The sequence below is a fragment of the Haloferax sp. Q22 genome, from assembly GCF_001482285.1.
In the GTDB taxonomy this organism is placed as follows: domain Archaea; phylum Halobacteriota; class Halobacteria; order Halobacteriales; family Haloferacaceae; genus Haloferax.
Genome location: NZ_LOEP01000027.1, coordinates 120255 through 146412, shown reverse-complemented (window position 1 = coordinate 146412; position 26158 = coordinate 120255). Strand labels below are relative to the sequence as shown.

General features: G+C 65.2%; 24 protein-coding genes and 2 tRNA genes. 13 read left to right on the top strand and 13 right to left on the bottom strand.

Annotation, left to right across the window (positions count from 1 at the left end; all coding sequences use genetic code 11):
- Position 1: 1 nt before the first annotated feature.
- From AM590_RS11675 to AM590_RS11665, 3 genes are all read left to right on the top strand, one after another.
- The gene (locus AM590_RS11675; protein ID WP_058827618.1) at positions 2-1195 is read left to right on the top strand and encodes an ABC transporter ATP-binding protein; all 1194 of its coding nucleotides are present in this window, start codon (positions 2-4) and stop codon (positions 1193-1195) included.
- Complete coding sequence (locus AM590_RS11670; RefSeq protein ID WP_058827617.1) at positions 1188-2519, top strand: ABC transporter ATP-binding protein; 1332 nt, start codon at positions 1188-1190, stop codon at positions 2517-2519. Before AM590_RS11675 ends, AM590_RS11670 begins: the two co-directional genes overlap by 8 nt.
- Positions 2520-2630: 111 nt before the next feature.
- On the top strand, positions 2631-3566 hold the full coding sequence (locus tag AM590_RS11665) for a DMT family transporter (RefSeq protein ID WP_058827616.1): 936 nt from the start codon (positions 2631-2633) through the stop codon (positions 3564-3566).
- Between the two features lie 10 nt (positions 3567-3576).
- On the opposite strand, the gene AM590_RS11660 is transcribed toward AM590_RS11665, so the two are convergent.
- The gene (locus AM590_RS11660) at positions 3577-3858 is read right to left on the bottom strand and encodes a hypothetical protein (protein ID WP_058827615.1); all 282 of its coding nucleotides are present in this window, start codon (positions 3856-3858) and stop codon (positions 3577-3579) included.
- 352 nt (positions 3859-4210) lie between these two features.
- On the opposite strand from AM590_RS11660, the gene AM590_RS11655 reads away from it, so the two are divergent.
- From AM590_RS11655 to AM590_RS11640, 4 genes are all read left to right on the top strand, one after another.
- Positions 4211-4477, top strand: coding sequence for a hypothetical protein (locus AM590_RS11655; RefSeq protein ID WP_058827614.1), 267 nt, complete (start codon positions 4211-4213; stop codon positions 4475-4477).
- Between the two features lie 237 nt (positions 4478-4714).
- Positions 4715-5698 (top strand): aldo/keto reductase, encoded by a 984-nt coding sequence (locus tag AM590_RS11650; RefSeq protein ID WP_058827613.1) that lies wholly within the window; start codon positions 4715-4717, stop codon positions 5696-5698.
- Between the two features lie 58 nt (positions 5699-5756).
- Positions 5757-6317: a DUF1684 domain-containing protein gene (locus AM590_RS11645; protein WP_058827612.1), complete on the top strand. Its 561-nt coding sequence runs from the start codon at positions 5757-5759 to the stop codon at positions 6315-6317.
- 52 nt (positions 6318-6369) lie between these two features.
- Positions 6370-6558, top strand: coding sequence for a hypothetical protein (locus tag AM590_RS11640; protein ID WP_058827611.1), 189 nt, complete (start codon positions 6370-6372; stop codon positions 6556-6558).
- Positions 6559-6723: 165 nt separating this feature from the next.
- Here AM590_RS11640 and AM590_RS11635 read toward each other — a convergent pair whose 3' ends face one another.
- Together AM590_RS11635 and AM590_RS11630 are read right to left on the bottom strand one after the other, a co-directional pair.
- Complete coding sequence (locus tag AM590_RS11635) at positions 6724-7203, bottom strand: type IV pilin (RefSeq protein WP_058827610.1); 480 nt, start codon at positions 7201-7203, stop codon at positions 6724-6726.
- Positions 7204-7632 (bottom strand): type IV pilin, encoded by a 429-nt coding sequence (locus AM590_RS11630; RefSeq protein WP_058827609.1) that lies wholly within the window; start codon positions 7630-7632, stop codon positions 7204-7206.
- Between the two features lie 785 nt (positions 7633-8417).
- On the opposite strand from AM590_RS11630, the gene AM590_RS11625 reads away from it, so the two are divergent.
- Positions 8418-10811, top strand: coding sequence for a BGTF surface domain-containing protein (locus tag AM590_RS11625; protein ID WP_058827608.1), 2394 nt, complete (start codon positions 8418-8420; stop codon positions 10809-10811).
- 772 nt (positions 10812-11583) lie between these two features.
- Here the strand turns inward: AM590_RS11625 and AM590_RS11620 are convergent.
- Entirely contained in the window at positions 11584-14685 is a 3102-nt protein-coding gene (locus AM590_RS11620) for an adenosylcobalamin-dependent ribonucleoside-diphosphate reductase (protein WP_058827607.1), read from the bottom strand.
- A gap of 536 nt (positions 14686-15221) precedes the next feature.
- Between AM590_RS11620 and AM590_RS11615 the strand changes: the two genes are divergently transcribed.
- On the top strand, positions 15222-15434 hold the full coding sequence (locus AM590_RS11615; protein ID WP_058827606.1) for a hypothetical protein: 213 nt from the start codon (positions 15222-15224) through the stop codon (positions 15432-15434).
- Between the two features lie 105 nt (positions 15435-15539).
- Here the strand turns inward: AM590_RS11615 and trpG are convergent, their stop codons facing one another.
- From trpG to trpD, 4 genes are read right to left on the bottom strand one after another with little or no spacing between them, the layout of a single operon-like run.
- A complete protein-coding gene (trpG, locus tag AM590_RS11610) occupies positions 15540-16154 on the bottom strand; it encodes an anthranilate synthase component II (RefSeq protein WP_058827739.1) in 615 nt (204 codons plus the stop codon).
- 2 nt (positions 16155-16156) lie between these two features.
- Positions 16157-17731, bottom strand: coding sequence for an anthranilate synthase component I (gene trpE, locus AM590_RS11605; protein WP_058827605.1), 1575 nt, complete (start codon positions 17729-17731; stop codon positions 16157-16159).
- The gene (gene trpF / locus AM590_RS11600; RefSeq protein ID WP_058827604.1) at positions 17728-18393 is read right to left on the bottom strand and encodes a phosphoribosylanthranilate isomerase; all 666 of its coding nucleotides are present in this window, start codon (positions 18391-18393) and stop codon (positions 17728-17730) included. The genes trpE and trpF overlap by 4 nt, the downstream gene beginning before the upstream one ends.
- 1 nt (position 18394) lies before the next feature.
- Positions 18395-19390 (bottom strand): anthranilate phosphoribosyltransferase, encoded by a 996-nt coding sequence (trpD, locus tag AM590_RS11595; protein ID WP_058827603.1) that lies wholly within the window; start codon positions 19388-19390, stop codon positions 18395-18397.
- Positions 19391-19630: 240 nt separating this feature from the next.
- Between trpD and AM590_RS11590 the strand changes: the two genes are divergently transcribed.
- The 3 genes from AM590_RS11590 to AM590_RS20870 all read left to right on the top strand — a co-directional run bounded on the left by AM590_RS11590 (position 19631) and on the right by AM590_RS20870 (position 20251).
- Positions 19631-19705, top strand: a tRNA-Val gene (locus AM590_RS11590).
- A 45-nt stretch (positions 19706-19750) separates the two neighbouring features.
- Positions 19751-19825: transfer RNA gene (locus AM590_RS11585), tRNA-Val, on the top strand.
- Between the two features lie 276 nt (positions 19826-20101).
- Positions 20102-20251, top strand: a complete 150-nt coding sequence (locus AM590_RS20870; RefSeq protein WP_172795794.1) for a hypothetical protein — start codon at positions 20102-20104, stop codon at positions 20249-20251.
- Here the strand turns inward: AM590_RS20870 and AM590_RS11580 are convergent, their stop codons facing one another.
- The 3 genes from AM590_RS11580 to AM590_RS11570 all read right to left on the bottom strand — a co-directional run bounded on the left by AM590_RS11580 (position 20252) and on the right by AM590_RS11570 (position 23600).
- Positions 20252-20761 (bottom strand): DUF2062 domain-containing protein, encoded by a 510-nt coding sequence (locus AM590_RS11580; RefSeq protein ID WP_058827602.1) that lies wholly within the window; start codon positions 20759-20761, stop codon positions 20252-20254. It abuts the gene before it with no gap.
- A gap of 96 nt (positions 20762-20857) precedes the next feature.
- Positions 20858-21295: a CBS domain-containing protein gene (locus AM590_RS11575; RefSeq protein WP_049967686.1), complete on the bottom strand. Its 438-nt coding sequence runs from the start codon at positions 21293-21295 to the stop codon at positions 20858-20860.
- A 1-nt stretch (position 21296) separates the two neighbouring features.
- Positions 21297-23600, bottom strand: coding sequence for a methyl-accepting chemotaxis protein (locus AM590_RS11570; RefSeq protein WP_058827601.1), 2304 nt, complete (start codon positions 23598-23600; stop codon positions 21297-21299).
- 157 nt (positions 23601-23757) lie between these two features.
- On the opposite strand from AM590_RS11570, the gene AM590_RS11565 reads away from it, so the two are divergent.
- On the top strand, positions 23758-24051 hold the full coding sequence (locus AM590_RS11565; protein WP_058827600.1) for a hypothetical protein: 294 nt from the start codon (positions 23758-23760) through the stop codon (positions 24049-24051).
- A 47-nt stretch (positions 24052-24098) separates the two neighbouring features.
- On the opposite strand, the gene sucD is transcribed toward AM590_RS11565, so the two are convergent.
- Positions 24099-24968 (bottom strand): succinate--CoA ligase subunit alpha, encoded by an 870-nt coding sequence (gene sucD / locus AM590_RS11560; protein WP_007274603.1) that lies wholly within the window; start codon positions 24966-24968, stop codon positions 24099-24101.
- Positions 24965-26110, bottom strand: coding sequence for an ADP-forming succinate--CoA ligase subunit beta (sucC, locus tag AM590_RS11555; protein ID WP_058827738.1), 1146 nt, complete (start codon positions 26108-26110; stop codon positions 24965-24967). The genes sucD and sucC overlap by 4 nt, the downstream gene beginning before the upstream one ends.
- Positions 26111-26158 lie beyond the last annotated feature (48 nt).

The following is a 26158-nucleotide window of genomic DNA, read 5'->3' as shown; positions in this document are numbered from 1 at the left end:
GATGGCGGATACGATTCTCAGCGTCCGCGACCTCTCCACCCGATTTTTCACCGAGGAGGGGCAGGGCAACGCGGTCGAAAGCGTCTCGTTCGACGTCGAAGACGGCGAGATATTCGGCATCGTCGGCGAGTCCGGCTCCGGCAAGTCCGTGACCGCGCTGTCGGTCATCGACCTCATCGAGTCGCCCGGCCGCGTGACGCAAGGCGAGATATGGTACCGCAACGCCGACCTCGCCGAGGAGTTCCGCGGGTCGAAGCCCGAGGCCGTCGACGGCGACCTCGTGGATATCCGCCGGCTCCCGAAGGGCGTCCGCAGGTCGCTTCGCGGCCCGTCGTTCAGCATGGTGTTTCAGGACCCGATGAGCAGTTTCAATCCCTCGATAACCGTTGGCGAGCAGATAGCTGAGGCGGTCGAGGTCCAGCGGCGCGCCCGGTCGAACCCGCGAAGCACGCGCTCGCGCACCCAGGGCTACGGTCTCGGCTCGCTCCTCGTGGACTCGCTTCTCCCCTCGAAGAGCTACGTCGACGACGAGAGCATGGACCGCGCGGTCGAACTGCTCGACCAGGTCGGCATCCCCGACCCGGAGGACCGCGCCGACGAGTACCCCCACCAGTTCTCCGGGGGGATGCTCCAGCGCGCGATGATCGCCCAAGCGCTCGCCGGCGAACCCGACATCCTCATCGCCGACGAACCGACGACGGCGCTCGACGTGACCATCCAAGCCCAGATTCTCAACCTCCTGCGCGACCTACAGGAACAGGAGGGGATGAGCATCCTGATGATAACTCACGACCTGGGCGTCATCGCCCGGATGTGCGACCGCGTCGGCGTCATGTACGCCGGCGAAGTCGTCGAGCGCGGCCCGCTCGCCGACATCTTCGAGAATCCCGTCCACCCGTACACGCAGGGGCTGTTGGGGTCGATTCCGGACGTGGACGACCCCTCGGGTCGCCTCGAACCCATCTCGGGCAACGTCCCGAGCCTGCTCGACTCGGAGATGCCCGACGCGTGTTACTTCGCCGACCGGTGTCCCAAAGCCATGACCGACTGTCTGACCCGCATCCCCGAGTACGAACTGGACGGCCGACACAGCGTCCGGTGCGTCCTCGCCGAACAGGAGTACGACCCCGCCGACGCCGTCGAATCGGCCGAGGCGGCCGACGCCAAAGACCGGGAGGTCAGCGCCGATGACTGAACCCCTCCTCGCGGTTCGGGACCTCCAGAAGTACTACTTCGAGCAGGACTCGTTCGTCGACAGCCTCCTCGGGCGCGACCCGACGAGCGTCAAGGCCGTCGACGGCATCTCCTTCGCGGTCGAACGCGGCGAGACGCTCGGACTCGTCGGCGAGTCCGGTTGTGGGAAGTCCACGACCGGAGAAACCTTGCTCCGACTGCGCGAGGCGACCGGCGGCGCGGTCACCTTCGACGGGACGAACGTCTTCGAGATGGACGACGACGAGCTCAAGGCGTTCCGCAGAGACGCCCAAATCGTCTTCCAAGACCCGTTTTCGAGCCTCGACCCGCGGATGACCGTCGGCGACATCGTCGCCGAACCGCTGAAGATTCACGGGATTCCCGAAACCACCGACGGCGAGTCGAAACGCGAGTGGCGGCGCGACAAGGTCGCCGACCTGTTAGAGCGGGTCGGCCTCTCTGCGAACCATCTCGACCGCTATCCGCACGAGTTCTCCGGCGGCCAGCGCCAGCGCGTCGGCATCGCTCGCGCGCTCGCGCTCGAACCGGACTTCATCGTTCTCGACGAGCCGGTGTCGGCGCTGGACGTGTCCGTGCAGGCGCAGGTGTTGAACCTGCTCGACGACCTCCAAGCGGAGTTCGGGCTGACGTACCTGTTTATCGCCCACGACCTCTCGGTCGTCCGCCACATCTGCGACCGCGTCGCCGTGATGTACCTCGGGAACGTGGTCGAACTCGGTCCGACCGACGAGCTGTTCGAGTCGCCGAAACACCCCTACACGAAGGCGCTGTTGGAGAGCGTTCCCCGACCGTCCACGGCCGAACACGGCCGGCGAGTCGAGGCGCTGTCGGGCGACGTGCCGTCGCCGCGAAACCCGCCGTCGGGTTGTCGCTTCCGGACGCGATGCCCGCAGGTCATCCCTCCGGACGACCTCGACATCGAACAGGCGACCTACCGCGCCGTGATGGACCTCCGGGACGCGCTGGCGGTCGGCGACGTGAACCCCGACCACATCTGGGACGCCGCCGACCCCGACCGGACGGACACGGAAGCGTTCATCAAGGAGGCCCGCGACCGCCACGTCGACGCCGAACTCCGCGGCGAGGTCGCAGGCGTCATCGATACGGCGCTCGGCCATCTCGCCGAAGGCGAGACCGACCGCGCCAGCGAGACGCTTCGGGAACGCTTCGAGAGCCCCTGTGAGACGCACCGCCCCGCGGTCGGCGACGCGTCGCATCCCGCGGCGTGTCACCTCTACGAGGGCTCCGACGAGGTGACGGTCATCGAGACGAACGCCGGCGCGACCGCTGAGGCCGACGACTGAGACTCGACGAGTAACCGACCGGTGTGCTGCGCTGGGCGGTTCTCGTCCCACAGCACCGGCGAAACCGCCCCGTAACGAAACGTTAAGGCTCCCACCGGGCGCACCATCGCTGTGACACGGTACCGAAACCTCGGGCTGTTCGTCGTCCTCGCCGCCGTCTGGGGGTCCGCGTTCATGGCTATCAAAGCCGGACTCGAGTTCTTTCCACCGGTGCTTTTCGCTGCCCTCCGGTACGACGTGGCTGGCGTCGTGATGCTCGCCTACGCGCTGTACGCCACCGACTCGCCGATCCCGCGTGGCAAGGCCGAGTGGACGGAAATCGCCATCGGGGCGGTCTTCCTCATCGCCGCCTACCACGCGCTCTTGTTCATCGGCGAGAACGACACGGGAGTGACGAGCGCTGCCGCCGCGGTCATCGTGAGTCTCAGCCCGGTGCTCACCACTGGATTCGCGCGGCTCTTGCTCCCGAGCGAGCGACTCACCGCGCTCGGCGTCGTCGGTCTCCTCCTCGGCCTCGTCGGCGTCGCGGTGCTCTCGGGGCTTGACCCGAGCAACCTCCTCGCCGGCGGCACGGTCGCGAAGCTTCTCATCTTCGGTGCGGCCGCCGCCTTCGCCCTCGGGTCGGTGCTGACCCGCCGGGTCGACTCGGAGATGCCCATCGAGACGATGGAGGCGTGGTCGATGCTCTTCGGGGCGGGACTGATGCACGTCGCGTCCGTCGCGCTCGGCGAGCAGTTCGGCGCGGTCGACCTCAACGTCCAGTCCGTCGCCGCGCTCGGGTATCTCTCGCTCGCGGCGAGCGCGCTCGGCTTCCTCATCTATTTCGACCTGCTCGACCGCCTCGGCCCCATCGAAATCAACCTCGTCTCGTACGTCGCGCCCGTCTTCGCGGCGCTTTCGGGGTGGGTGTTCCTGAGTGAAGTTCCGACCCCGTCGACGGTCGGCGGGTTCGCGCTCATCTTCCTCGGGTTCCTCCTCCTGAAGCGCGGAGCGATTCGGCGCGAACTCCGCTATCGATTCGGCGACGGCGTCCGCGCGATCGACTGAAAAGGCGCGGCTACGCGTCCGCTCGCTCGACTGAGTCCACTTCGCCGACCATCCTCCACCCGTTTTCACCGGGGTGCTGTCGGCCGACGACGACAGCATCGTTGTCCTCAGTCGTCGCAAACCGGTAGACTGCGTCGTCGCCGTCGCGCCGGCCCTCGGCCTGAAACTCCGTCTGGAAGAACTCCGCGCTCTCCAGCGTGAACGTGCCGTCTATCTCCTCGCCGACGGTGAGATGCATGGCGTTCGGGTGGATGTTGTACATGCGCTTTGCGACGCGATTGAGCTCTGGCATCGCATCGACAGTCGCGCTCGCGAGCTAAATCCCTGCTCCCTGCGGGACGAGGCCGGTCGAAGCGTCGCCCACCTGATGGATCGGGTGGCGGATCACCGAACGCACCGAGGTCCGAGTCCGCTCGGGCGAATCCCGTGGAAATTCAGGGTTCTGCGACTATCCAAGAACACCTGACTGTTGTGCGAATAAAAGAATTAGAGGCGGTTATGAAGTGTTAGGGCGCCGCTCGTCGGCCTGTGAAATTTCACGTTTATCGAATAGTCACCAGTAAACGAGTATGAAACGAATGGAATTCTCGCACGTAATTATGACCCCTCCACTCCATGATGTAGTCGTAGGTGCCCCCCAACCAATGTCGAACTCCCCATCCACGGTCCCCCGCGAACGCCTCTCTCAACTCCGCGACGTCGTAACGGAAGAACAACCGCTCCGCCTCGGCTTCGAACTCGTCGCCGCACCGCTTCGGTTCGTCGGCTTCTGGGCCGCGGTCGCCCTCCCGTTCCTGTACGTGCCCCTGCTCTTCGGCGGCCTCGAAGCGGGCGAGTTCACCGTCTTCGGAGGGCTTCTCGCGCTCAACGCGCTCGCGCTCGTGCTCGGGCACAACTACGCCCGGTCGTAGTCACCCAGTCGCACCGACACGCCAGTTCTAGTCGGGCGCGTCGAACCAAACCGGCGTTCTCCCTCCACTTCCACGCCCTCCACTTCTCGACTCCGCGAGCGCCCGCAGCGCGTCTCCATCACGATTCTCGCTCGTTTCCCAGACGCTCGATGCGCCGACCTGTCACAGCCTCACGTTTCTCATCTTCGACCATCGGGAATCGAGTGGCTTTACCCCGGTCCGGTCTTCGGACTCGGTATGTCGCTCGCGATGGTTCCACTAGGACGGACCGGAACGACGGTCTCCGAACTCGCGTTCGGGACGTGGCGGTTCGGTCGACAGGCCGACGACGGCGAGGTCGAGGTCGGCCGCGACCGCGCCCACGAGTTGCTCGACGCTTACGCTGCCGCCGGCGGGAACTTCATCGACACCGCCGACATGTACGGCGACGGCGCGAGCGAGACGTACATCGGCGAGTGGCTCGAAGCGCGCGACCGCGAGGATTTCGTCGTCGCGTCCAAGGTTTTCTGGCCTACGCGGGAAGACGCCAACGGCCGCGGGCTCAATCGGAAACACCTCCGCCGCCAGATGGACCGCATCCTCGACCGACTCGGCACCGACTACGTCGACCTGCTGTACATCCACCGATGGGACGACGAGACGCCGGTCGAGGAGTTCATGCGGACGCTCGACGGGTTCGTCCGCGACGGGAAGGTGAACTACCTCGGCACCTCGACGCTCGAACCCAACGCCTGGAAGGTCGTCAAGGCGAACGAACTCGCCGACAAGCGCGGCTACGAACCGTTCAAGGTCGCTCAGCCGCGGTACAACGCCGTTAACCGCGAGATAGAGGGGAACTACCTCGACATGTGCGCCGACTACGACATCGGCGTCGTACCGTGGTCGCCACTGGCCGGCGGCTTTCTCACGGGCAAGTACGCCCGCGACGAGCGCCCGCCCGCGGACTCCCGCGCGGCGAACGACCAGCGGTTCGCCGACTCCTACCTCACGCCGTCGAACTTCGACGCGCTCGAGGTCATCGAGGAGGTCGCCGAGGCGGTCGGCGCGTCGCCCGCACAGGTCAGCCTCGCGTGGCTCATGCACCACCCGCAGGTCACCGCGCCGATTATCGGGGCACGGACCGTCGACCAGCTCGGCGAGAACGTCGTGGCCGCGGACATCGAGCTCACGAACGAGCAGTTCAAGCGCATCTCGACCGCCAAGCGCCACCTGTCCGCGTAGCACGTGACAGCGCCCCCGAACCGTCAGGTGTAGGTGTCGCCGGCGGATATCGTCGCGTATGACCGCCGACGCGTTCGACGCCGACGCCTACGTCTCCGAACTCCGGACGAAGCGCGAGGAGAAAGACGACTTCTTCGGGTCGCACCCCCAGTCGCCGATTCCGCCGGCAGACCGGGACGACTTCGACGGCCTCGACTACTTCGACCCCGACCCCGACTACCGGGTGACCGCGTCGGTCGAGACGCACGACGACCCCGAACCGGTGACGATGGACACCTCGACCGACGGCGAGGTCCGGTATCTCCGCGTCGCCACGTTCCACTTCGAACTCCGCGACAGCGAACTCACCCTCGGCGCGTATCGCCAGGAACACGATGACTCGCCGACGCTGTTCGTCCCCTTCCGTGACAAGACGACCGGACAGCAGACCTACAACGGCGGTCGCTACATGGAACTCACGCCCGACGCGCCCCTCGACGAGTTGGACGAAGTCGTCGTGGACTTCAACCTCGCGTACAACCCGTTCTGCGCGTTCACCGACACGTTCGAGTGTCCGCTTCCCCCCGAGGAGAACTGGCTGGACGTAGTCGTTCCCGCCGGCGAACAGGACTACGAGTAATCGGCGAAGCAAAAGCGCAAGTTCCATATCGGACGCTTCCGGAGAGACCGACATGGGACTGCTCAGTTCGAAGCAAGCCGTCATCGGGATGGCGCTGATGATCGTCGGGACGCTCGCGATGCTGCCGGGAATGCTGCCGAACGCCGCACAGGTAATGTCCTACGCGCTCGGCGTCGGTGCCGGCGCGCTCACGCTCGGGACGTGGCTGGTCGGCACGTCCGAGGGCGGCCGTCCGGTCTGACTCCGGCACTCGACCGTCGTACTGACTAAAACCGTCTTTTCTCGTGAGCGCACGTTTCGTTCGCCGTCGCCGTGATAGCGACGCGCTCCGTCACGGTCGCGACAGTCGCAACGCTGCGTGGTCGGTCGCTCCGAAGAAAACGTTGCCGCGAAGGTTGTGTCGCGTTTAGGCGTCGGGGCCGGACCACTTCTGGAGCGTGGCGGAGTTACTACCACTCTCAGAGGTCCAGACGATGCGGAACGTTGCGCTGTCGAAGGTGTTGTTTCCGACTTGGACGGACGTTCCGGCAGTCACGTCACCAGAGACGCCCATGTCTGCGAAGGACTTCGAGCTATTCATCGTCCCGTCCGGCGTTCCGGACGTGATGAAATCGAAGTTCGTAGACGCGGTGAGTTTGATGTTCTCGCTATCTATCGCGGTACCGCTGTCGTGGGTTACGGTCAGGTTGTCCGGGTTGCTCCCGGAGGCGTCCTGATAGTCGAAGCTGAAACTCGCCTGCGGGGCGGTGTCGCCGACTTGGTCGCCGAGGCCGAGGACGAACGTGCCGATAACGGCCGCAAGAATGACTGTAATTGCGACCATGAGGATAACTCCGATAACTGGTGACACCGCGTCATCCTCTGCGAGGAGTTGTTTGAAATTCATCTATCCGTTGTAGGTCCACTTTTGCAGGGTAGACGACGTACTACCACTCTCGGAAGTCCAGACGACGCGGACGGTGTCACCATCGCTGAATCCAGCACTTTTGTTTACAACTGCTGAACCACCAGCAGTAATTGGATCAGAGCCTGCGTAAGAAGTCCAAGAATTACCGGGGCTGTCAAAGTCACCGGTTATGGTGACTTGGTTCGCCGGAATCTGCTCACCGCTCTCGTGGGTGATCGTCAGCGCACTAGACCCGTCATAATCAAAACTAAAGCTCGCCTGCGGAGCCGTCTCGCTGACTTGGTCGCCGAGACCGAGGACGAAGGTACCGATAACGGCCGCGAGGATAACTGTAATCGCCACCATCAGGATAACCCCGATGACGGGACTGACTGCACGGTCTTCCGTGAAGAGATGTTTGAGTTGCATGCGTTGTGTCCGACACCCGGGACGGTATCGCTCGCCGAAGACGCCGGTGCGCACGCGTTCATCACTGCGCAACCGCCATCCCTGCCCGGCACCCGTCGCGGTGTGTCCAATCGACTCGTATCCCCGGGATAACTTAAATGTACGTGCCAGATTAATGGATGGTTTCTCCCAACAGTTCGAGCATTAATATAGTGTTTATATGTCGCTTAAGGGGATAATGGCACTTCGTCGTCGAACAGGTTCAAAGAATTTCTGACACGTTCCCGGTCGTTCTTTTTGGACTACTCGGTGAGGTTGTCGGCTGGCGAGGATAACCGTACGATGAGAACTAGCTGTATCTCTCGCACGTACGCGTTGGTGCAGTGCGAGGTGCGTACACCTGTGGTCGCGGGCCCCTCTTCGAATCTGCGCGGAGTACCGATATCGAGTGACTTCGTTTGACAGCCGGTGCTCGTCGAATAGTTATCGAGAACGAGTCCGTCCCCGGCGAACCGGGGACGTCGTTCCTACCCAAGGTGCCTGCGCACGCGCTAGATATATTTTCAACAGACGTACATATGCTTTGTGGGGTAGAATCGGGTTTCGAGGCCTGAGTGACACGATTGGTAACGTTTCAGAGACCGTTCAATCACACAAAGTATTTACCGCGAACGGTCAACAGAGCAAACTGTACCCCTGCCCACGGAGGCATCTGTGAGTACCTCGCCTCGGCCCGGGTTCTGCCCGGCTTGGTTCCGTCCGAGGGTCGACGAAAACGATGTCCCCGACTGCAACATCCACCAACAATGACACGCAATAAGCAAATCCGCGCGGTTCTTCTCGCTGCGCTGATGGTCTTCTCGGTTTTCGCCGGGTCCATCGCGTTTACGGGTAGTGCTGCTGCGGCAGACGGTGACTTCCGCTACCGCGGAGGCGCCGTTCACTACGTCGACGGCGGAAACGCCGTCATCGAGGTACCGTTCTCTCACAATGTTGACTCCGCCAGTCTGACGACAGACAACTTCACGGTCGCTGACGACGGTGACGAGCTTGCGAGCTCGGCCTACTCCGTCAGCCAGACCACGAACGGCACGGTCGTCATCTCGGTCAACAACGTGATCCGCTCGAACGACATCACCGTCGAACTCTCCGACGACATCACGTCCGCTGAGGACGGTTCGACGCTCACCAACGACGGTGAGAAGGATGTCTTCTTCGCGGCTCAGACGTTCAGCGAGTCCGCCACCACGGAGAGCGCCTACGTCGGTGAGAAGCTCGCTATCAACGCGAACACGTCCGGTGTGAACACCGGCGTTGTCGTCGAAGGGACGGAAGACGCGACCGACGACTACTTCGTCCAGCGTTCGACGGGCGCGAACAGTACGGTCTACGTGCTCGACACGTCCGGTCTCGAGACCGGTACGTACGACATCACGGTCGGTGGCTCCACGACGATCAACCTCACGGTCCGCAGCCTCAACTTCGCAGTTGACATCGACGACCTGAACGTCACGACCGACGATGACATCTCGGGTACGGTCTCGGCACGTGACTCTAGCCGTTCTGTCCGCGTCGAACTCGTTGAGTCCAACGGGGACACGTACGCGACGCAGAACGTCTCTCTTGACGGTCAGGGTGAGGCTGACTTCGACTTCAACGTCTCCGAGTCCGACACTGGCGACTACACGGTCGTTGCAACTGACCTCAACACTGGCATCACGCTCGAATCCGACACGATTACCGTCGAAAAGGCCGGTGACGGCCGTGCGAGCTTCGCCCAGTCCGTCATCACCGAGCAGCGCGGTGACGTCGTCGCCATCCCGGTGACCCTCGAAAACACCGACACTGCGACGGTCACCATTGGTAGCGACGATCAGGGTTACTCCGCGAACGTCACCGTCGAAGACGGTAACGACGACGGCGAAGTCGTCGTTCTGTGGAACTCCTACAACTCGAACGACACGTCCGTCAGTCAGGTCTTCGACGTTGAAGACGACGACGACGAGATTCTGACCGGCAGCGACGGCGCAACGGGCGTCGGCCTCGCCACGAGCAACCTCATCGACGCGGGCGACTACGACCTCTCCGTCGAGCCGGGTAGCTCGGTCGGTGACGGCCAGAACGTCGCAACCCTCGTCCTCGAGGAAGGCGGCGTCTCCGCGGTCCGCACGTGGACCGCCCCGTCCGGCGAGACGCTCGGTGACCTCGACGACGTCACTGAAGCGCTCGAGAACGGCAACATCACCGAGGACAGCCAGATCGCCTTCGGTGACCAGGTCATCGTCCAGATCGAGGCCTCCGGCCTCGAGGGCGCAGTCGGCGCTCAGGACGACGAGACCCCGAACTTCTTCGCGACCAGTAACGGCTACGACGACTCCTACCGTCTGACGATCAACCAGACGAACCCGGACCCGAACCGCGACCCGAAGATCATCAACGTCGCTAACGCCTCGGTCATCGCCGACGGCGATAACGACACGTACTTCGTCGCGTTCGACTCCGACCAGATCGAAGCGTACCGCGACACCAACGACGACGGACAGCTCTCGTCCGGTGAGCTCTCCGCGAGCAACGAGGTCTCCATCGACGACGACGACTCGTTCGACGTCGAGTTCAAGATGGTTGAGGAAGACGACGTCAGTGGCCTCGCACTCGTTGACGAGGACTCCGCGGCGACTGACTCCTACGAGCACCTCGAAGCCGAGCACACCCTCGCCGACCCGATCAACGTGACGAACGCTGCGGACCAGATGATCTCTGGTTCCTCGAACGTCGCGCCCGGTACGGAACTCACGCTCCGCGTTGAGTCCGACGGCGACACGCAGCCGCGCTTCCTGAAGACCGCTACGGTCTACGTCCAGGCAGACGGCTCGCTCTCGGGTAGCTTCGACTTCTCCGAGCAGAGCGTCGGCGACACCTTCACGGTGACGGCCCGCGGTGGCGTCGCACCGAACGAAGAGGTCGACGGTAACGTCGTTGAGTCGGTGTCCTCCGACACCACGACGGCTACGGAGACCACCACGACGGCTGACACCACGACGACCACGACGACGACCACGACGGCAGCTACGACGACCACCGCCGCCACCACGACGGCTGAGACGACCACCACGTCGTCCCAGACGCCCGGCTTCGGTGTCGTTGTCGCCCTCGTCGCGCTCGTCGCCGCTGCGCTCCTCGCGGTCCGCCGCGACAACTAACGACAGCTAACCACCGGGACTCTTCCCGGCGTTTTTCCTTTCTTTCGACGCTGACCTGATAGCCGCAGCACTCGCGTCGACAGTCGTGTGCACTCAAACGGCGAGTAGCGTCCCGATATGTTGACCTTGAAGTCAACACCAGCTAGTCGCGACGACTCCGCTTGACGACCAGACGGCAATACAGAACCGAGACGCGCGGACGTACCGAAGCTGACCTCGTTCTTCCCCAGTCGCTGTGCGTGGTTTGGTTTCATTGGAGGCCGGCCTTCGCGTTCCGTCAGCGACGTGTGGGGAACGAATTGCACCGAGCGATGGCCGGACCGCCGTGAGTGAACTGAGAGCGATAGCAGTCGTGACCATCTGCGTGGGCCGACGCGACCGCCGTTCACGACGTGCTACGCAGTCAAGTAAGGGTTGAGCGAGTGCGTCTGTCTCTCGTCGGTCGATACGCATCGTCTCGAACAGCGTGGAGTCACAAGAGCGATACGAGCGCGGACTCCACAGACACACTCCGTTTCACTGCATTTCTCCCGTCGTCGACGGGCGGTCCATCACGAGGGAGCGATAGCTATCCGCGAGCAGAGGGGATTACTGGGCGAGCGATGGAGTCCGCTATTGGCGTGTCTCTCCCGCCGACCTCAACGAGGCCTTCGTGTCGGACACGCCAGCGAGACAGGATAGCACTGGCACCTGGGGAACGGAGAGCGCAAAACAAAAAGAGCGGAAAGCGAGTGACGGACGAGAAGCGAGGTGGCGAGTTACCGTCTCGCGTTCAGCACTCGGACCAGCCGCAGTTCTGGCAGGTCTTACAGCCTTCGGAGTAGTAGAGGTCCATCTCGCCGCACTCGGGACACTCGGGGCTCTCGCCCGCCGCGAGCAGGTCCGCGACGGCGTCAGAGTTACCGTTGGACTCGTCGTCGACGGCGACGCCGCCGTCGGTGTTCGTGTCCTCGGCCGCGGCGGCCTCGGCTTCGACCTCAGTCAGGTTCTGCTGTTGCGGGTAGCCCTTGTCGATGTCGCCGTCGAGGTACCGGCGCATCGCGGTGCCGATGGCGTCCGGGATGGAGTTAATCTGCTCGCCTTTGTCCCAGGCGACCTTCGGGCTCCGGATACCCTTCAGTTCGTTCGCAATCTCCTCGGGGTCGACCCCCGAGCGGAGCGACGTGGAGACGGTCTTGGCGAGCGCCTCGGTGAAGGAGGCGGTGAAGCCGCCGGAGTTACCGATGTTGGCGAACAGCTCGAACGGCTCGCCGTGTTCGTCCTCGTTGATGTTGACGTAGAGCTTCCCGTAGCCGGTATCGATGCGCTGAGTGACGCCGTACAGCACGTCCGGACGGGGGCGCTTCTTGCCAACGTCGCTCGGGGAGTCGGCGAAGGCGAGTTCGAGTTCGCTGCCGATGAGGTCCGAGACCTCTTCGGATTCGAGGAACGCCTCTACGTCGCCGAACACGTCGCGAATCTGCGAGACGATGGCTTCGGCGGCCTCCTCGTCGTCGGAGAATTCGGTGTTCTTCGCGCGCGTGGTGAGCACCTGCTTCGAGCGGGTGCCGTCGCGGTAGACGGTGACGCCCTTGCCGCCGTGGTCGTAGATGTAGCGGTAGACCTCGTCCATGTCCTCCTTCGACGCGCTGTTCGGGAAGTTACAGGTCTTCGAGATAGCGGAGTCGACGCCGCTCTGGAGGGCGCACTGGACGCCCGCGTGCTCGATGCCCGCGAGGTCGGAGGTTACGACGAACAGTTCGGAGATGGCGTCCGGGACGGTCGACAGCGAGGCGACGCCGTCGAACTCGTTGTTGGCCATCTGCTCTTGGGCCTCGCGCTTGACGGCCTCGACGTCGATGTCGTTGGCCTCCAGCACGCGGAGGAAGTAGTCGTCGAACTCGACGAGCATCTCGTCGCCCTGGACGTCGTCGGAGACGTTCTTGTAGTAGGCGACGTTGTAGATGGGCTCACAGCCGCCGGTGGTGTTCGACACCATCGACGTGGTGCCCGTCGGGGCGATGGTCGTCGTGTTGTGGTTGCGGATCGGGTAGCCGTCTTCCCAGTCGTCGGCGGACTCGCCGGTGTGGTGTTCGAACCACTCGCGGTACTCGGTCGGGTTCGCGTACTTCGAGTCCTCCCACGCCTCGAACGGGCCGCGTTCTTCGGCGAGTTCGTGGGACGCCCGCTTGGACCCGTGGTTGATGTGGGTCATGAGCTGTTGGGCGATTTCGTTGCCCTCGTCGGAGCCGTAGCGGACGCCGAGCTGGATGTACATCTGGGCGAGCCCCATGATGCCGAGTCCGATTTTACGGAGTTCGCGGACCTTCTCCTCGATCTTCTCAACCGGGAAGTCCGACATCGTGACGACGTTTTCGAGGAAGCGCGTGCCGTTTTCGATGCGGTGGTCGAACTCCTCCCAGTCGACAGCGTCTTCGAGGAAGGCGTCCGTCGCGGCCTCCAGCGAGTCGTACTCGTCGCCGTGGGCGTCGTACCAGACGCGCCAGTCGGGCGAATCCTCGGCGACGAGCGTCGAGAGGTTAATGTGACCGAGGTTACACGCCTCGTACTCCTCGAGCGGCTGTTCGCCGCAGGGGTTGGTCGCGAGGATGCGGTGGTCGGGGTGCTTTTCGACGTCGAAGGAGTGCTGCTTGTTCGCGCGTTCGAGGTAGACGACGCCCGGTTCGCCGTTCTCCCACGCGCCCTCGATAATCTGATCCCAGAGTTCTTTCGCGGGGACCGAGAGAACCTCGCCAACCTCGACGTAGTCGCCGAGACCGAACATGTCGTAGATTTCCTTCGTCTGGGGCGTGGCGACGTGCGGCTCTTCGGTGCGGGGGTTCGTGAAGACGAACTCCTCGTCGTTGTAGAGCGCCTCCATGAAGCCGTCGGTGATGCCGACCGAGATGTTGAAGTTCGAGAGGTGGCCTTCGACGGCGTTACGGAGGTGCTTGGGGACGCGACCGTCCTCGTCGATAAGTTCGCGCGCTTCGTCGAGCGCGTCGACGAACTTGGTGTGGGTGAAGTCGTCGGGGTCGTTCAGGCGGAGCGTGTGCGCGAGCGAGACGTCCTTGTTCTTCGCGTGGAGGAACTGGATGACGTCGGGATGGCTGACGCGCATGACGCCCATCTGCGCGCCGCGGCGCGCGCCGCCCTGCGCGATGGTCTCGCACATTTGGTCGAACGTCCGCATGAACGTGATGGGGCCGGAGGCGATGCCGCCGGTCGAACCGACCGCGTCGCCGTAGGGGCGGAGCTTCCAGAAGGCGTAGCCCATGCCGCCGCCGGACTGGAACACCTCGGCGGCCTCCTTGGCCGTCTGGTGGATGTCGGTGATGTCGTCGCCCGGCGAGTCGACGAAACAGGCCGAGAGCTGCTGAAGCTCGTCGCCGGCGTTCATCAGCGTCGGCGAGTTCGGCATAAAGGAGAGCTGTCCCATCATCTCTTCGAACGTCTCGCGCTTCTCGACGACGGTCTCGCGTACTTCCGACGGGAGTTCGGGGACGAGCGTGTCGTAGGCGAACTTGTTGACGTTGTACACCGAAAGTGTCGTTTCGGCCTCGTCGTCGTCGGCCGTGACGCCCTTGCCGAAGACCTCCTCGGCGAGTTCGTCGCGGCGCGGGTGGTCCGGCTTGATGAGGTCAGGTGTGACCGTGATTTCGATGTCGCGCTTTTCGGCCTCGAAGACGGCCTCGGCGAGCGCGATGTTCTTCGCGACGCGGGGGAACAGGTCCTCCTGCGTCTCGACGAGGTCGCCGTCGGCGTCCTTGCGGAGGTAGCGGGCGGGGAGAATGTTACTGTAGGCGTTGCCCGTCATCCGCGCTTCGAGGGTCTCGCCTTCGGTCCGCTTGACCGGAAGCACGAGTTCGTCCGTCGAGAGGTTAGCGTCGCTCATCTTACTGTCCCTCCCGCCCGAGCCGCGTTCGGGCGAGGTCGCGTCGATAGTGTCCGGAAATTCCGCTCATTGGTGACGATAGTGGTGTCGGTGATGTGGTCGGTTAAGGCTTCGGACTCGGACGCATCTCAACCCCGAACGTATCACAATTCACTCAAATACGTTCGCGGCCGACGACCGGGTCCGAAGTGCACGGATTCATAGGACGGACGGAAAGCACATAATCGTAGTTAGAGCGGAGCGGAAGTAAAATCTCACCGCAAGAAATCGCAAGACGTAGCGTCGATATCCAGTAGAACGTGAGGGGGGAGACGATGGTTCTGAAACCGTCACATGGTGAACTGTCTCGCATCCCCGGAGAGGATATAAAGGGAGACCAGACAGTCGACATTCACATAACTATCAGAATTTGTATGTGATAATTCTCCGGCAGCCCAGGGGTGCCGAAATCAGTCGTCTCGGCGGAGAAATCACACCGGAACCGCGAGACGAGACCGCCCACAAGCTTATCCGCTCTACGGGTGTCATATCGGGGTATGGTACTGACACCCCTCGCGCTCACCCCGTTACAGCTCGGTGGCCTGCTCGCCGGGCCGCTCGGTCAGATGCTCGTGGTGCTCGTGGCCGTCGCCGTCGTCATCCTCGTCGGCCGACTGTTCCTCAAAGTCGCGTGGCGACTGGTCACCATCGCCGCCATCATCGTCGGGGCGCTGCTGCTGCTTTCGTTCTTCGGCATCAACGTCCTCTGAGGCGGCAGCAGAGCCGTCTGTCCGCGGCTGAAAAGTGAAGGTAGCCGGCAGGGTGGCAGGGTTGGATTCAGCAGTCGTCCCTCGACGCGTCTGAATCCGACCTGCTCAGGCCACGTCGAAGCCGGCGACAGACGCGAGGAAGTTTCTGACGACGCCGTGTCCCGACCCCGTGAGCACGCTCTCCGGGTGGAACTGGACGCACTCGATGGGGTACTCGCGGTGGCGGACGCCCATCACGAGCGCCTCGCCGTCGTGGTCGGTCGTCGCCGAGACGTCGAAGCAGTCGGGAACCTCGGTGGCGACGAGCGAGTGGTAACGGCCGGCCGGGAAGCCGTCTTCGAGGCCGGCGAAGACGCCCTCTGCGTCGTGGTCGACCGGGAACGCCTTGCCGTGAATCGGCTCCGGCGCGTGGCCGATAGTCCCGCCGTAGGCGTACACCGCGGCTTCGAGGCCGAGACAGACGCCGAGGGTCGGAATCTCGGTCGAAAGCTCCGTGAGCACGTCGTTCGTCACGCCCACGTCGCGGTCGTTCTTCGGGTGGCCCGGCCCCGGCGAGATGACGATGGCGTCGGGGTTCAGGTCGCGTATCTCGTCGAGCGACGCGGTGTTCTTTCGCACCTCGATGTCGAGCGGTTCGCCCTCGACGGTCTGCTCGGAGAAGTACTCCACGAGGTTGTACGTGAACGAATCGAAGTTGTCGACGACGACGAGCCGAATCACCGTCATTGCGACACCTCCTCGGTCCCGTACTCGATGCGGCGGACAGCGTCGAGCACCCCGCCCATCTTCTGTTCTGTCTCCTCGTACTCCGCGGTCGGGTCCGAGTCGGCGACGATGCCGGCTCCCGCGCGGACGGTGATGGTGTCTTCCGCGCCGTCGGATTCGACCGTCGCGGTTCGGATGACGATTGCCATGTCGGCGTCGCCGGTCCACGAGTAGTAGCCGACGCCGCCGCCGTAGACGCCGCGGGGCTCGTCTTCGAGGTCGTCGATAATCTCCATCGCGCGGACCTTCGGCGCGCCGGTGAGTGTCCCCGCGGGGAACGTCGCGCGCGTGGCGTCGAAGGCGTCCGAGTCGGGGCTGAGCGTCCCCGAAACGGTCGATTCGATGTGCTGGACGTGGCTGTATTTGATGATACTCATGAAGTCCTCGACGCGGACGCTGCCGGGCGTCGAGACCCGGCGCACGTCGTTGCGGCCGAGGTCGACGAGCATCGTGTGCTCTGCGCGCTCCTTCCCGTCGGCGAGGAGTTCGCCGGCGAGGCGACGGTCCTCGACCGGACCGGAGCCGCGCTGGCACGTCCCCGCGATGGGATTGACGACGACGCGGTCGCCCCTGACGGAGACGAGCGTCTCGGGGCTCGCACCGACGACGCGCCGGTCGCCGTGCCGGAGCAGGTACATGTACGGCGATGGGTTCACCTCGCGCAGCGAGGCGTACAGGCCGACCGGGTCGACCTGTCCGTGGAGCTTCCGGGTGCGCGAGATGACGCCCTGATAGATGTCGCCGTCGCGGACGTGTTCTTTCGTCTTCCTGACCGCGGCCTCGTACTCCTCGCGGGAGCCGGCTTCCTCGCCGGTTCGCTCGAAGCCGCCGGGCGAGGGGTCGTCCGCCGCCCGGAGCTTTTCGGCGACGCGTTCGGCCTCGGCGACGACGCCGTCGTACACCTCGCCGGGGTCGTCGTCGGGCGAGACGACAGGGGTGCAGACGAGGCGAACGGCGTCCTCGCGGTGGTCGAACGAGAGGGTCCGGGTCGTGAGGACGAACTCGGCGTCCGGGTCGTCGGTGTCGGGGCGCTCGCGGCCGACCTCGTCGAGCCAGAGGTCGTAGACGGCCTCGTAGGCGAGGAAGCCGACCAAGCCGCCGGTGAGCGTCTGGCGGTCCGTCTCGGGGAAGTTGACGCGCGGGAGGTCGGGGAGCGCGCCACGCAGAGAGTCGAGCACGTCGCCGTCGCCCGCACCGACGAACTCCGCGGCGGGGCCACCGAGGTCGGTCACGTCGACGCCGTCGGGGCCGACCGTCACGACCGCTTCGGGGTCGTAGCCGACGAACGAAAAGCGGGCGTGCGAGTCGGCGACCGTCGCGGGCGCGGAGAACGCGCCCTGCGGGTTGCTGGAGGAGACCTTTTCGGCGCTCTCCAAGAGGAAACCGTAGTCGCTGCGGTCGGCGAGGGTCGTGTACGCGGCCAGCGGGTCCACGGACACGTCGAGGTCGGTCACGAGGTGCGTCACGACCGGCTCGTCCGCGTCGCCGACGAGGTCGACGAACTCATCGCGGTCGGTGTCGGGAGCCGTCACGCGACGACCTCCTCGTGGTCGTCGGACTCCCCACGGGCCGCCTTCGCCGCAGCGACGAAGGCGTGGACCGCGTCGTGGTCCTTGACGCCGCCGGAGGCCTCGACGCCGCTTGCGACGTCGACACCGTAGGGGTCGACCGTCCGAACCGCTTCAGCGACGTTGTCGGGCGTCAGACCGCCCGCGAGTACCACGGGCACGTCGACCGCTGCGACGAGTTCGCGCGAGGCGTCCCAGTCGTGGGTCTCGCCGGTGCCGCCCGCGCCGGACGCGGAGGGAGTGTCGACGAGGATAGCGTCGACGACGGGCGCGAGGTCGCGTGCGCGGTCGAGGTCGGTCGCGTCGACGACGGGGACGACGCCGACGCCCGTCGCGCGGAGCGAGTCGAGGTCGTCGGCCGCGAAATCGCCGTGGAGTTGGAGTACATCGGGTTGGACCTCGCGGGCAAGGTCGCGGGCGTGGTCGATGGAGTCGGGCATCGTCACGAGAACGGTCGTGAGGAACGGCGGCGCGGCGGCGAACAGCTCGCGGGCGCGCTCGCGAGGTATCTCGCGGGGCGTGTCCACGGGCACGTCGCAGATGGCACCGACCGCGTCGGCACCGGCCGCGTCGACCGCTTCGAGGTCGGCTTCGTTGGTGACGCCGCACACTTTGACGCGGGTCATCTCACGCCTCCCGGAGCGCGTCGAGTTTGGCTTTCGCGGCGCCGGACTCGATAGCGTCGCGGGCGACTTCGACGCCCTCCGCCAGCGAGTCCGCGAGGTCGGCGACGTAGACGGCCGCGCCGGCGTTGGCGAGAATGAGGTCACGCTTCGGCCCGGTCACGTCGCCGGTGAGGATGCCTTCGAGGTCGTCGGCGTTCTCCTGCGGGGTACCGCCGGCGACTTCCTCGATGGGGGCCTGTTCGAGGCCGAGGTCGGCAGGCGTGAGGGTGTACTCGGTGATTTCGTCGCCGTCGATTTCGGCGACCGTGGTCGCGTCGTGGAGCGCGATTTCGTCCATGCCGGAGCCGTGGACGACGAGGGCGCGCTCGACGGGCATGTGCGACAGCGACTCGGCGATGACGGGGACGAGGTCGGAGTCGTAGACACCGAGGACCTGCGCGTCGGCCCCGGCGGGGTTCGTCAGCGGCCCGAGGACGTTGAAGATGGTCCGCATACCGAGTTCCTTCCGCGGGCCGATGACGGCCTTCATCGCGGGGTGGAACACGGGCGCGAGCATGAAGCCGACGCCGTTGTCCTCGATGCACGCCTCGACGGACTCGGGTTCGGCCTCGACGTTCACGCCGGCGACCTCCAGCACGTCGGCGCTCCCAGAAGACGAAGAGACGGAGTAGTTGCCGTGCTTGGCCACCGCCGCGCCCGCGCCGGCCGCGACGAGCGCGCTCGTGGTCGAGACGTTGATGGTGTTGTAGTCGTCGCCGCCGGTGCCGCAGGTGTCGACGAGCGGGCCGCGGTCGGGCTCGATGGTCAGGGCGGCGTCGCGCATTCCCTGCGCGAAGCCCGCGATTTCGGCCTCGGTCTCGCCTTTCGCTCGGAGCGCGGCGAGGAGCGCGCCGATTTGCGCCTCGGTCGCGTCCTCGAAGACCGCCCGCGCGGCGTCGCGCGCCTCCTCGACAGTCAGGTCCGCACCGCCGGTCACACGTTCGATATAATCCTGCATTGGTAATCACCGATGTACTTCTTCGGGTTATGATGTACAAATTCGTACATCGGCTTAAGCGTGTCGGGCTGGCGAAAATCGCCGGCATCGAACGGTCACCGCTCGGGGTGAATCGACCGCGTCGGACGGTGGGAGCGCGCTGTGACCCGAATCGCCGCACGTAGTCCGATTCGAAAGCTTAAATTGTAACCCCGGACAACGGAGAGATGCGTCCGAACGGGCGCGGGAAGCACCGTAACCGGGTTGGTGGTCTAGTCTGGTTATGACACCTCCTTGACATGGAGGAGGCCGGCAGTTCAAATCTGCCCCAACCCACTCCTCTTCCCGCGTTTCGGCGTTCGGCGATGTTCGCAACACACCGGGTTGGTGGTCTAGTCTGGTTATGACACCTCCTTGACATGGAGGAGGCCGGCAGTTCAAATCTGCCCCAACCCACTCCTCTTCCCGCGACGAATTGCCTCTCGAGCACCGCGTAGCGTGTGCTCGGTGCCGCGAGTCGCGTGCAATCGTGTCGCGGGGCAGATTTGAACCAGCGAGCAACGGCGACACACAGTGTCGCAGTAAAACGAACGGCGAAGCCGTGAGTCGCAGAGCGTTGCGAGTGAGGTTCACGCGAGCGGAGCGAGCGTGAATCGCGTCTAGTGACCCGTCCCCGTGCATTTCGACACCGCACCACCAACCACTATGGCTTCTGCCCGCGAATCCCACCCCATGACCCTCCTGCAAATCCCCGGTGGCCCGGAACTCGTCATCCTCGCGCTGTTGCTCCTCATCCCGCTCGCGGTCGTCTATCTGGGTTACAAGCTCATCCAGTCGCTCCGGGCGTTCGAAGCGGGCAGAGAAGAACGGTCACAGCGGTAGTCACGACGACACGTCGGACCGAGCGTCGTCGCTCCGGGCGTCCGCGCTGTGAGTCGGTGTCGCCGACCGCTGTCGTCGGTGGTGTAGACGCGCCAGTTGGAGCGTCACCGCGTAGCCGACGACGGCGAGGACGACGGCGAGAATCGTGTTGCCGACGAGCTGTCGGAGGAGGATATCGACGCCAGCGCTGAGCGACACGTCCGCGACCGATGTGCCCGGAACCGGGCCGAGGAGGTGCGACCCGAGCCAGAAGCTCGCGCCGTAGACCGCCCACTTGACGGGCGGGTTGAAGACGACGAGCGTGGCGACGAGCGCGAGTCGGCTCGCCCGCTCGACGAAGTAGGCGATGAGGGCGAACAGCGCGAGGGCGGTCCCTGCGGTCGGCATGGCCACGAAGAAGACGCCAAACGCGAAGCTAGCGGCGACCTCGTGGGGGGTGTGGTCCGCCGCGAACGCTCGTTCGAGGCCGGACCGGACGCGGGGACGAATCGACGCGAGACGGTCGTACACTCGTCGCGACTAGAAGCGAGACGACGTTATCAACGCTTCGCCGAGTTTGGTCCGCGGTAGCAATCGGCGTAGGGTAACCGGCGAGCAGCGATGGGGTCAGCGGAACCGGCGGTCCGACTCCCACTTGTCCTTGAGTTCTATCATCTGGCCGACGCCGCGGGCCACGTCCGAGAGGTGAAAGGCGATATCCGTCGCGGTCACGATGCCGACCATCTCCGCGCCGTCGACGACGACGAGCTTTTTCACCCGCTGGTCGCGCATCTTCTCCGCGGCCACGCGCGTCGTGGAGTCCGGTCGGACCCACTTGATGGGGTTCGACATGACCGCACGGGCCGGGACCGCGGCGAGGGGCTTGCCGCTCGCCACGCCGGCGCGGAGCGCGTCCGACTCGGTGACGATGCCCGCGGGACCGCCGTCGGCCATCACGACGACGCTGCCCGCGCCCTCCCGGAGCATGGTTCGCGCGCAGTCGGCGACGCTCGACCCCAGTCCGACGGTCGCCACCTCCTCGGTCATGATTTCGTCGACGCGCATCTCAGTCGTCCGCGGGCGAGGGTTCTCGCTCGGGGTTGGAGTCGGACGCGGAGCGGGACCGAGTTGGGTCGGTGGTCGCGTTCGCCTCGGCCGCGTCGCCGAGCACGTCGTCGACGGTCGACGAGACCTCACCCCCGTCGTCGACTTCGAAGGCGTCGAGAAGGTCGTCGAGGTGGCTCACGTGCGACGAGAGCTCGCGCACGTCCCCGTTGACGTCGACGAGTGCGGCGCTCTGCTCTTCGGCGGTCGTGGAGACGTTCTCGGCCTCGGCGGCGGTCTCCTCGGAGATACCCGCGATCTCGTCGGTCATCGACAGCACCTCCTGAGAGGAGTCGGCCTGACTGCCCGTGGCGTCCGAAATCTCGTGGACGCTCGCGGTCGTCTCCTCGACGCGCTCGACGATGCCGTCGAAAGACGAAAGCGCCTCGTCGACCGAGGTGGCGCTCTCTTCGACCTGCGCCCGCATGCGTTCGATGCGGGAGATGACGGCGTCGCGCTGGGTCTCGATTTCGGCGACGAGCGACTCGATGTCGCCCGCCGAGGACTTGGTCTCCTGTGCGAGCTGTTTGACCTCGTTGGAGACGACGGCGAAGCCCTCGCCGGCCTCGCCCGCGCGGGCGGCTTCGATGTTCGCGTTGAGCGCGAGGATGTCGGTCTGTTCCGCGATGTCGGTGATGACCTCGACGATGTCCTCGATTCGAGCGAGGCGGTCGTCGAGCTCGTGGACCTCGCTGACGGTCGCCTCCGTCTCGGCGCGCACGGCGTCGATGTCGTCGAGAGCGTCGGTGGCGGCGGTCTGTCCGTCGAGCGAGCGTGCTTCGGCTTCCTCCGTGAGTCGGACGAGTTCGTCGGCCGACGAGGCAATCTGCTGGATGGACGCCGAGAGGTCGTTTATCTCGTCGGCGGCGGCGACGAGGCTGTCCGTCTGCTCGCTCGCGCCCTCGGAAATCTGCTGGACCGAGGCCGACACCTCCTCGCTCGCGGCCGAAACGTCGTCGGCGCGGTCGGCCACGCGGTCGGCGAGCGTCGCCACGTCCTCGCCGAAGGTCTTGACCGTACTGACGGTCTGTTCGATGTCGTCCATCATCTCGTTGTACGCGACGGCGACCGTCGCCATGTCGCGGCTCTCGGAGTCGGTCGAGAGGCGCACACGGAGGTCACCGTCGGCCGCGCGGGTCATCGCCTCGCTGTAGGCGCGGGCGTCGGCGCGCTGGTCGCGGAGGTCGTCGCGAAGGTTGTCGACGCCGCGGACGACCTGCCCGAACTCGTCTCGCCGGTCGGTTTCGACCTCCACGTCGAGGTCGCCGTCGCGGAGCGCGGAGACGGTCGACGCAAGGTCGACGAGCGGGAGCGCGGTGTTCCCGCGAACGATGAGCGCGAAGGCGACGAAGCCGAGCATCGAAAGCGCGAGCAACGTCGCAATCTGGAGACCGACGCTCCGGGAGAGCGCGAAGACGCTGCTCGCGGGGGCGTGCAGGAGGAGCACGCCACCGGAGACGGGAACGTGCGCGACGACGTGCGGCGAGGAGACGAAGCCCTCGACGGGGGCGAGGCGGCTGACGCCCGTCTCGCCGGCGAAGGCGGCGTCGAGTTCGGACGCCTCAGCGGCGGGATAGGCGACGTTGGATTGGCCGCCACCGCCGTCGTAGAGGACGCGTCCGTCGCTCGTGACGAGTTGGGTGAAGCCGCCGTCGATGTGGTTGCCGTCGAGCGCGGCCCCGAGTGAGGACGCCTCGGCGACGAGGACGATTGCACGGGGCTCGATGGACGGAAGCGGCGCGACGAAACCCATGTAGGCGACGCCGTCTTCGACGTAGACGGTGGTCCGCTCGACGCCGTCGTCCGAGAGGTCGGCGCTCGCGGGGAGCGGAAGCGACCCGTCTTCGAACAGCGTCGTCCCGACCGCTCCCTCCTCGGACGAGCCGAGAACGGCCGTCGTCTCGGTGTCGACGAAGTGGAGCGCGGCCACGTCGGCGGGCATGTCCTCTTTGGCGGCCGTCAGGGTCGCCGAGGACCGCCCGTCGAGGGTGCTCCCGGCGGAGGGGTCGTCGGCGACGATGGTCGCGAGGCGGGTCCGCTCGTCGAACCACGTGTTCACCTGCAGGGCCTCGCGTTCGGCCTCGGTGAGCAGGTCGGCGCGGGCGTCCTCGTCTATCGTGGATGCCGTCTGTTGATACTGGACGACTCCGACCCCAGCGACGACAACTGAAACGAGCAGCATCGCGGCGACGAGCCGCCGCGTGTAGCTCTCCGTAATCGCATCAGGAAGCCGTGATTCGGCCTCCAAAACGAGATTCTCGGCCATTACTGTATCGACCGGAATGTGGTGCATAAATCCGCGCACTTGAGTATCAAACAAGATAATCGAGTCGGAGGCGACGGCGTTCGGGCCGTCGACGTGCGCGAGTGCCTGCGGGCGATGCGAGCGCCAACGATACATCTGTCGAACGCTAGCAAGCCACATGGAAACCGAGTTCCGCCTGCTCGTGGCGGGCTTCTGTATCGTCGCGCCGTCGCTCCTGTTCGTCGGATTCGTCAGGCTGCTCGACGCCATGCGCGAGGACGGCCTCGTCGAGCGCGTCCTCGACAGAGTTGACGAGGGCGGCGGGCCGACCGGGACGGCGCTCGACCCGACGACGTTCCTGCGGTCCGCGCGGGAGAAGTCGCGCCGGCGGACGGCGGTTTGCCGGGAGTGCGGCGCGCCGAACGCGGCCGACGGCGGACGCTGTGGGTTGTGCGGCGCGACGTTGCGATAGGGTGCGAAAAAGAACCGAACCGAGTTGAAAACCGCGTTCGAGCGGGCTTAGAGGAAGTCTTCGATGTGGTCGGCGACCTCGTTGGGGGTGTCACCGACGGGGACACCCGCGTCGTTGAGGGCGGAAATCTTGGACTCCGCGGTGCCCGTTCCCGAACCGGAGACGATAGCGCCGGCGTGACCCATGCGCTTACCCGGCGGTGCCGTGCGGCCGGCGATGAAGCCGGCGACGGGCGTGTCCATGTTCTCCGCGATGAACTTCGCGGCCTGCTCTTCGTCCTCGCCGCCGATTTCGCCGCACATGACGACAGCGTGCGTGTCGGGGTCGTTCTCGAACGCTTCGAGGGCGTCGACGAACGACGTGCCGATGATGGGGTCGCCGCCGATGCCGATGGCGGTGGTCTGGCCGATGCCGCGCTCGGTCAGGTTCGAGACGACCTGGTAGGTGAGGGTGCCGGAGCGGGAGACGAGACCGACGTTACCCTCCTCGAAGATGTTGCCGGGGAGGATGCCGAGCTTGGACTCGCCGGGGGTGATGATGCCCGGGCAGTTGGGTCCGATGAGACGCGTGTCGGTCTCCGACAGGCGCTTGTTGACCTTGGCCATGTCCTGCGTCGGGACGCCCTCGGTGATGGCGACGACGAGGTCGAGGTCCGTGTCGAGCGCCTCGAAGATGGCGTCGCCGGCGAACGCCGGCGGGACGAACACGACCGAGGCGTTGGCGTCTTCCTCGTCGACCGCCTCTTCGACGGTGTCGTAGACGGGGATGCCGTCGACGTCCTGACCGCCCTTTCCGGGGGAGGTCCCGGCGACGACGTTCGTGCCGTACTCAACCATCTGGCGGGTGTGGAACTTGCCTTCGCCACCCGTGATACCCTGTACAACTACCCGCGTGTCGTCGTCGACGAAAATACTCATTGGGACACCTCCTGTGCGTTCTTGACGGCACGCTGGACGGCGTCCTCCAGCGTCCCCTCGACCTGTACGAGGTCCGTGTTCAGAATCTCCATGCCCTCCTCGGCGTTCGTGCCCGCGAGGCGGACGACGACCGGCTTGGGAATCTCGTCGAAGCTCTCCAGCGCCTCGTTGATACCCTTGGCGACCTCGTCGCCGCGGGTGATGCCGCCGAAGATGTTGAACACGACGGAGTCGACGTTCTCGTCGGAGAAGACCATGTCCAGCGCGTTCGCCACGCGCTCGGCCTTCGCGCCGCCGCCGATGTCGAGGAAGTTGGCGGGTTCGCCGCCGAAGTAGTCCACGAGGTCGAGCGTCGTCATGACGAGCCCGGCACCGTTGCCGATGATACCGACGTTACCCGACAGGCGGACGTAGTCGAAGCCGTACTCGCCGGCCTTGGCTTCGAGGTCGTTCTCGTAGGCGTCCTCTTCCATCGCCGCGAGGTCGTCGTGACGGAACAGGGCGTCGTCGTCGATGTTCATGACGGCGTCCGCGGCGATGATGTCGCGGTCGGACGTGATCATGACGGGGTTGATTTCGATGTCCGACGCGTCGTTCGACTCGTAGAGGTCGTACAGCGTCGTGAGGAACGAGGCGACGTCGAATGCGACGTCACGGGGGATGCCCGCCTCGAAGACGACCTTGCGGGCCTGATACGGGTGCAGGCCGAACGCAGGGTCGATGTGCTCGCGGGCGATTGCGTCCGGGTTCTCCTCTGCGACTTCCTCGATGTTGACGCCACCCTCCGTCGAGACCATCGCGACGGGCTTGCCCTCGCTGCGGTCCATCGTGATGCCGACGTACAGCTCGTTTTCGAAGTCGACGCCGGCCTCGACGAGCACTCGGTCGACCGTGTAGCCCTTGAGGTCCATCCCGAGGATGTCCTCTGCGGCCTGTCGAGCCTCGTCCTCGTCCATGGCGATTTTGATGCCACCGGCCTTGCCACGCCCACCGACGTGTACCTGCGCCTTGATGGCGGCGGGGTATCCGATCTCCTCGACCGCCTCCATGACCTCCTCTACCGACGACGCGAGACGGGACTCTGGCACCGGAATCCCAGCCTCTGCGAAGATATCCTTCGCCTGGTATTCGTGAAGCTTCATTACCATGCGTGGGAGGGAAAGGCACGCGCTTAAATCCCATTCATCTCC